Source organism: Hymenobacter fastidiosus, from assembly GCF_039539565.1.
Classification (GTDB): Bacteria; Bacteroidota; Bacteroidia; order Cytophagales; family Hymenobacteraceae; genus Hymenobacter; species Hymenobacter fastidiosus.
Window position 1 is genome coordinate 329,080 of the sequence record NZ_BAABDJ010000006.1, and the last position, 6,299, is coordinate 335,378.

Here is a 6,299-nt window from a genome sequence, read left to right on the forward strand (position 1 = left end):
CCGCGGGGCGGCACCTGCCAGAACAGCAGCCGAGTGCCGCCCCGATGGGGCCGTTGTCGTTCTATTGCAAGCGGTTACTACCGGCCTGCCGCCCCGACGGGGCTTGGCGAATCCGATTTTACGTAAGCCCTGATTCTGTAAATCACTTCTTTACAGCTGCCCGCGTGCCGCCCGGCTCAATAGCTCAATGCGGCCGCTGACGTGCAGCTTGTGGTACACGTTTTTAACGTAGGTGTGCACCGTTTCCAGGCCCAGGTCGAGGCGCCGGGCAATTTCCTTGTCCGCCAAGCCGTCCACTAGGGCTTCGAATACCTGCTGCTCGCGCGGGGAGAGGCCGGCGGGGTGCTGGCTGGGGGCCGGCTTGAAGTGCGCCAGCACCCGCCGCGCCACCGACGGGCTGAGGGTCGAGCCGCCGTTGGCGACTTCCCGGATGGCCTGCGGCATCTGGGCCAGGGGCGTGCTTTTGAGCAGGTAGCCGCTCGCGCCCCGGCTCAGGGCCAGGTAGATGCGGTCGGGGTCCTCGAACACGGTCTGGACGATGACATCGGTCCGCGGCAGGCGCTGCTTGATGAGGGGCAGCGCCTCCAGCCCACTCATGCCGGGCAGGCCGAGGTCGAGCAGTACCACGTCGGGGGGCAGCGCGTCGGGCAGCTCGGCCAGAAACTGCTCGGCTGACGCGCACACCAGCACCAGGTTCAGGTCGGGCTGCCGGCTGAGGTAGTTGCTGAGCAGTCCGCGGACTTCGGGGTCGTCTTCGACCAGGGCCAGGTTGAGCGAGTTCATAGCCCAAAGTACGCAAAGCCTCCCGTCGCCGCCGCCGCCGGGCCCTCCCTTAAATAGGGGTATATAGTTTATTGAATATTAAACCATGTTAGATATTTTTACTACCTGCAACCCCGGTGGGTAGTACCCATTGGCCGGCAACAGGTCTTCATATTTTCGCCCCCCTTTCTTATGAAACCAACCCCAACTGTCCTGCCGCGGGTTTGCCGCCGCATTCTGTTTCTGGCCGTGCTGCTGGCCGCGACAGGGGGCCTGCTGTCCCCGGCTTTCGCCCAGGCCCCCGGGCTCACCGGTACCAGCAACCCGGTTGCCTTCACGGTTGCGATGCCGTCGCCGCTGGCTATCACCAGCCTGTCGCCCACGCGCAACCTGCGCAACGCGGCGGCCGCTGCCCCCGTGGCCGTGACGTTCAACCAGCCGATGCAGAGCACGGCCGCCACCCAGCAGGCGGTGCGCGTGTTCAGCCAGCAGCGGGGCGGGCGGCTGTTTGGCACCCAGGGCGGGGCGGCCAGCGTGAGCGGCAACACCATCACCTTCAACCCCACCGCCAACTTCCGGCCCGGCGAGACGCTGCTGGTGACCACCACGGCCGCCGCCATGGCCACCGGCGGGACCACCCTGGCCCGCGGGCAGGTGCACCAGTTCACGGTGGCCACTGGCGGCACGGGGCCGGGCAGCTTCGTGGCCCCGGCCACCAACCCCAACCCCGCCGTGGGCGCTGGCCCGGCCAGCGTGGCGGTGGGTGATGTGGACGGCGACGGCGACCTGGACCTGCTCACGGCTAATCAATTCGCCAGCACGGTGAGCGTACGGCTCAACGACGGCACGGGCAACTTCACGGCCCCGGCCACCAACCCCGACCCCGCCGTGGGCAACAACCCGCAGAGCGTGGCTTTGGGCGACGTGGACGGCGACGGCGACCTGGACTTGCTCACGGCCAACTCTGGTAGCAGCACGGTGAGCGTGCGCCTCAACGATGGCACGGGCAGCTTCACGGCCCCGGCCACCAACCCCGAACCCGCCGTGGGCAACAACCCGACCAGCGTGGCGGTGGGCGACGTGGACGGCGACGGCGACCTGGACCTGCTCACGGCCAACTTCGGCACCTTCACCTCGCCTGGCACCACGGTGAGCGTACGGCTCAACAATGGGGCGGGCAGCTTCACGGTCCCGGCTACCAACCCCAACCCCGTCGTGGGCACTGCCCCCATCAGCGTGGCGCTGGGCGATGTGGACGGCGACGGCGACCTGGACCTGCTAACGGCCAACCAAGGCAACTCCACGGTGAGCGTACGGCTCAACGACGGCACGGGCAACTTCACGGCCCCGGCCACCAACCCCAACCCCGTCGTGGGTAATGGCCCGCAGAGCGTGGCAGTGGGCGACGTGGACGGCGACGGCGACCTCGACCTGCTGGCGGCCAGCGTCGGCAGCAGGTCGGTGAGCGTACGGCTCAACAACGGGTCGGGCAGCTTCGTGGCCCCGGCCACCAACCCCGACCCCGCCGTGGGCGACAGCCCGCAGAGCGTGGCGCTGGGCGACGTGGACGGCGACGGCGACCTGGACCTGCTCACGGCCAACGCCAGCAGCGACAATGTGAGTGTGCGCCTCAACGACGGGACGGGCAACTTCACGGCCCCGGCCACCAACCCCGACCCCGCCGTAGGCAACAACCCGCAGAGCGTGGCGCTGGGCGACGTGGACGGCGACGGCGACCTCGACCTGCTGGCGGCCAACTATATCGGCATAGGCAGCAATACGGTGAGCGTACGGCTGAACCAGCCTGGGCCTACCCTCCCGAGCCTTTCGCCCACGAGCGGGCCGGTGGGCACGAGCGTGACGCTGACCGGCACCAACTTCATCGGGGCCACTGGCGTGAGCTTCAACGGCACGGCGGCCGGCACTTTCAGCGTAACGAGCGCCACTACAGCCACGGCCACCGTGCCGGCGGGCGCGGCCAATGGTAACGTGACCATTACCACGCCCAGCGGCACCAGCAACGGGGTGAGCTTCACGGTGATTTCGTCGACCATTACTAGCCTCTCGCCCACGCGCAACCTGCGCAACGCGGCGGCCGCTGCCCCCGTAGCCGTGACCTTTAATCAACAGATGCAGAACACGGCCGCCACCCAGCAGGCGGTGCGCGTGTTCAGCCAGCAGCGGGGCGGGCGGCTGTTTGGCACCCAGGGCGGGGCGGCCAGCGTGAGCGGCAACACCATCACCTTCACCCCAACGAATAACTTCCGGCCCGGCGAGACGCTGCTGGTGACCACCACCACCGCCGCCACGGCCACCACCGGCGCTACCCTGGCCCGTGGGCACGTCCACCAGTTCACGGTGGCCACCGGCGGCACGGGGCCGGGCAGCTTCGTAGCCCCGGCCACCAACCCCAACCCCGCCGTGGGCGCTAACCCATTCAGCGTGGCGGTGGGCGACGTGGACGGTGACGGGGACCTGGACCTGCTCACCGCCAACTACAATAGCATCGGCACGGTGAGCGTACGGCTCAACGACGGCGCGGGCAGCTTCACGGCCCCGGCCATTAACCCCAACCCCGCTGTGGGCAACACCCCGCAGAGCGTGGTGTTGGGCGACGTGGACGGCGACGGCGACCTGGACCTGCTCACGGCCAACTCTGGTAGCAGCACGGTGAGTGTGCGCCTCAACGACGGCACGGGCAGCTTCACGGCCCCGGCCACCAACGCCAACCCCGCCGTGGGTGCCTTCCCGACCAGCGTGGCGGTGGGTGATGTGGACGGCGACGGCGACCTGGACCTGCTCACGACCAGCGTTGGCTCCGGCACCTTCACGGTGAGCGTACGGCTCAACAACGGCACGGGCAGTTTCACAGCCCCGGCCACTAACCCCAACCCCGTGGTGGGCAATCGTCCGTTAAGCGTGGCTTTGGGCGACGTGGACGGCGACGGCGACCTGGACCTGCTCACGGCCAACCTTGACGCCAACACGGTGAGCGTGCGGCTCAACGACGGCACGGGCAACTTCACGGCCCCGGCCGTCAACCCAGAGCCCGCCGTGGGCGCTGGCCCCCGGAGTGTGGTGGTGGGCGATGTGGACGGCGACGGCGACCTGGACCTGCTCACGGCTAACATCGGCGCCAACACGGTGAGCGTGCGCCTCAACGACGGCACGGGCAACTTCACGGCCCCGGCCACCAACCCCAACCCCGCTGTGGGGGGGGAGCCGTATAACGTGGCGCTGGGCGACGTGGACGGCGACGGCGACCTGGACCTGCTCACGGCTAACTCCGGCATAGGCAGCAACACGGTGAGCGTACGCCTCAACGACGGCACGGGCAACTTCACGGCCCCGGCCACCAACGCCAACCCCGCCGTAGGCGCTAATCCGTATAGCGTGGCTTTGGGCGACGTGGACGGCGACGGGGACCTGGACCTGCTCACGGCCAACGTCAACAGCAACACGGTGAGCGTGCGGCTCAACCAGGCATCCGCGCCGGTCATCAGCAGCCTCTCGCCCACGAGCGGGCCGGTGGGCACGAGCGTGACGCTCACGGGCACGGGCTTCACCGGGGCCACGGGCGTGAGCTTCACCGGCACGGCGGCCGGCACCTTCTCGGTGACGAATGCCACCACCGCCACGGCCACCGTGCCGGCGGGGGCCACCAGCGGCAACGTGACCATTATTACGCCGTTCGGTACCAGCACCGGGGTGGCCTTCACGGTTACGGTGGTGCCGTCGCTGACCATCACTGCCACCAGCCCGGTGGCCAACGCGCGGGCGGCGGCGCCGGCCGGGCCGGTGTCGGCCACCTTTAGCCAGGCCATTACCAACGGCAGCACGGCGGCGCTCAAAGTATTCAGCGCCCAGCGCGGCGGGCTGCGCACGGCCAGTAGCGGCACCACCACGGCGAGCGGCAGCACGGTGAGCTTTGTGCCCACGTATGCCTTTCGGCCGGGCGAGACGGTGCAGGCCACCATCACCACGGCGGCCACGGCCGCGGCGGGCGGCAGCCTGGCCACGGCGCGGGTGCTGCAGTTCACCACGGCCGTCACGGGCGGCTCGGGCGTGTTCAGCGGCGGCGCCGACCCGGCCGTGGGCGTTACCCCGCAGAGCGTAGCGGTGGGCGACGTGGACGGCGACGGCGACCTGGACCTGCTCACGGCCAATAACGGCAGCAATACGGTGAGCGTGCGGCTCAACGATGGCAGCGGCGGCTTCACGGGCGGCAGCAACCCCGCCGTGGGCAGTCGCCCGATCAGCGTGGCGCTGGGCGACGTGGACGGCGACGGCGACCTGGACCTGCTTACGGCCAACTTCGGCTTGGGCGCCAACACGGTGAGTGTGCGCCTCAACAACGGCAGCGGCGGCTTCAGCGGCGGCTCCGACCCCGCCGTGGGCGCTGGCCCGTACAGCGTGGCGGTGGGCGATGTGGACGGCGACGGCGACCTGGACCTGCTTACGACCAACTTCGGCTTGGGCGCCAACACGGTGAGTGTGCGCCTCAACGACGGCACGGGCAACTTCACGGGCGGCAGCAACCCCGCCGTGGGCTTTAACCCGGCCAGCGTGGCGGTGGGCGACGTGAACGGCGACGGCGACCTGGACCTGCTCACGGCCAACTCCAACGCCAACACGGTGAGTGTGCGGCTCAACGACGGCAGCGGCAACTTCAGCGGCGGCTCCGACCCCGCCGTGGGCAGTCGCCCGGTCAGCGTGGCGCTGGGCGACGTGGACGGCGACGGCGACCTGGACCTGCTCACGGCCAACACCGGCACCAGTTTCGTGCCTGGCAATACGGTGAGTGTGCGGCTCAACAACGGCAACGGCAACTTCAGCGGCGGCTCCGACTCCGCCGTGGGCAGTCGCCCGTTCAGCGTGGTGATGGGCGACGTGGACGGCGACGGCGACCTGGACCTGCTCACGGCCAACTCCGGCGCCAGCACGGTGAGCGTGCGCCTCAACGACGGCAGCGGCAACTTCAGCGGTGGCTCCGACCCCGCCGTGGGCGCTACCCCGGTCAGTGTGGCGCTGGGCGACGTGGACGGCGACGGCGACCTGGACCTGCTCACGGCCAACCAGAACCCCAACACGGTGAGCGTGCGGCTCAACCAGTCATCCGCGCCGGGGCTCACGAGCCTCTCGCTCACGAGCGGTCCGGCGGGCACGAGCATCACGCTCACGGGCACTAACTTCACCGGGGCCACGGGCGTGAGCTTCAACGGCACGGCCGCCATCACCTTCAGCGTGACGAATGCCACCACGGCCACGGCCACCGTGCCGGCGGGCGCCACCAGCGGCAACGTAACCATCACCACGCCCGGCGGTACCAGCAACGGGGTGGCCTTCACCGTGTGCGCGGCCCCGGTGGCCCTTGCCCAGGCCGCCACGGTGCAGCTCGATGCCACCGGCAACGCTACCATCACGGCGGCCATGGTGAATAACGGCTCCACCGCGGACTGTGGCTTCGCGACCGGCGGCGGGCTGAGCGTGTCGCCCAGCAGCTTTACCTGCGCCAACCGCGGGGCCAACCCCGTGAC

2 protein-coding genes are annotated in these 6,299 nt (G+C 69.6%); one reads left to right on the top strand and one right to left on the bottom strand.

Annotation, left to right across the window (positions count from 1 at the left end):
* Positions 1–150: 150 nt before the first annotated feature.
* Positions 151–783, bottom strand: a complete 633-nt coding sequence (locus tag ABD833_RS04930; RefSeq protein ID WP_345071366.1) for a response regulator — start codon at positions 781–783, stop codon at positions 151–153.
* Positions 784–954: 171 nt separating this feature from the next.
* On the opposite strand from ABD833_RS04930, the gene ABD833_RS04935 reads away from it, so the two are divergent.
* A partial coding sequence (locus tag ABD833_RS04935) for a beta strand repeat-containing protein (protein ID WP_345071368.1) occupies positions 955–6,299 on the top strand: 5,345 nt, incomplete at its 3' end.

Excerpts from the sequence above, each read along its gene's own strand:
- ABD833_RS04930 (WP_345071366.1), bottom strand. The coding sequence starts at position 783 with ATGAACTCGCTCAACCTGGCCCTGGTCGAAGACGACCCCGAAGTCCGC.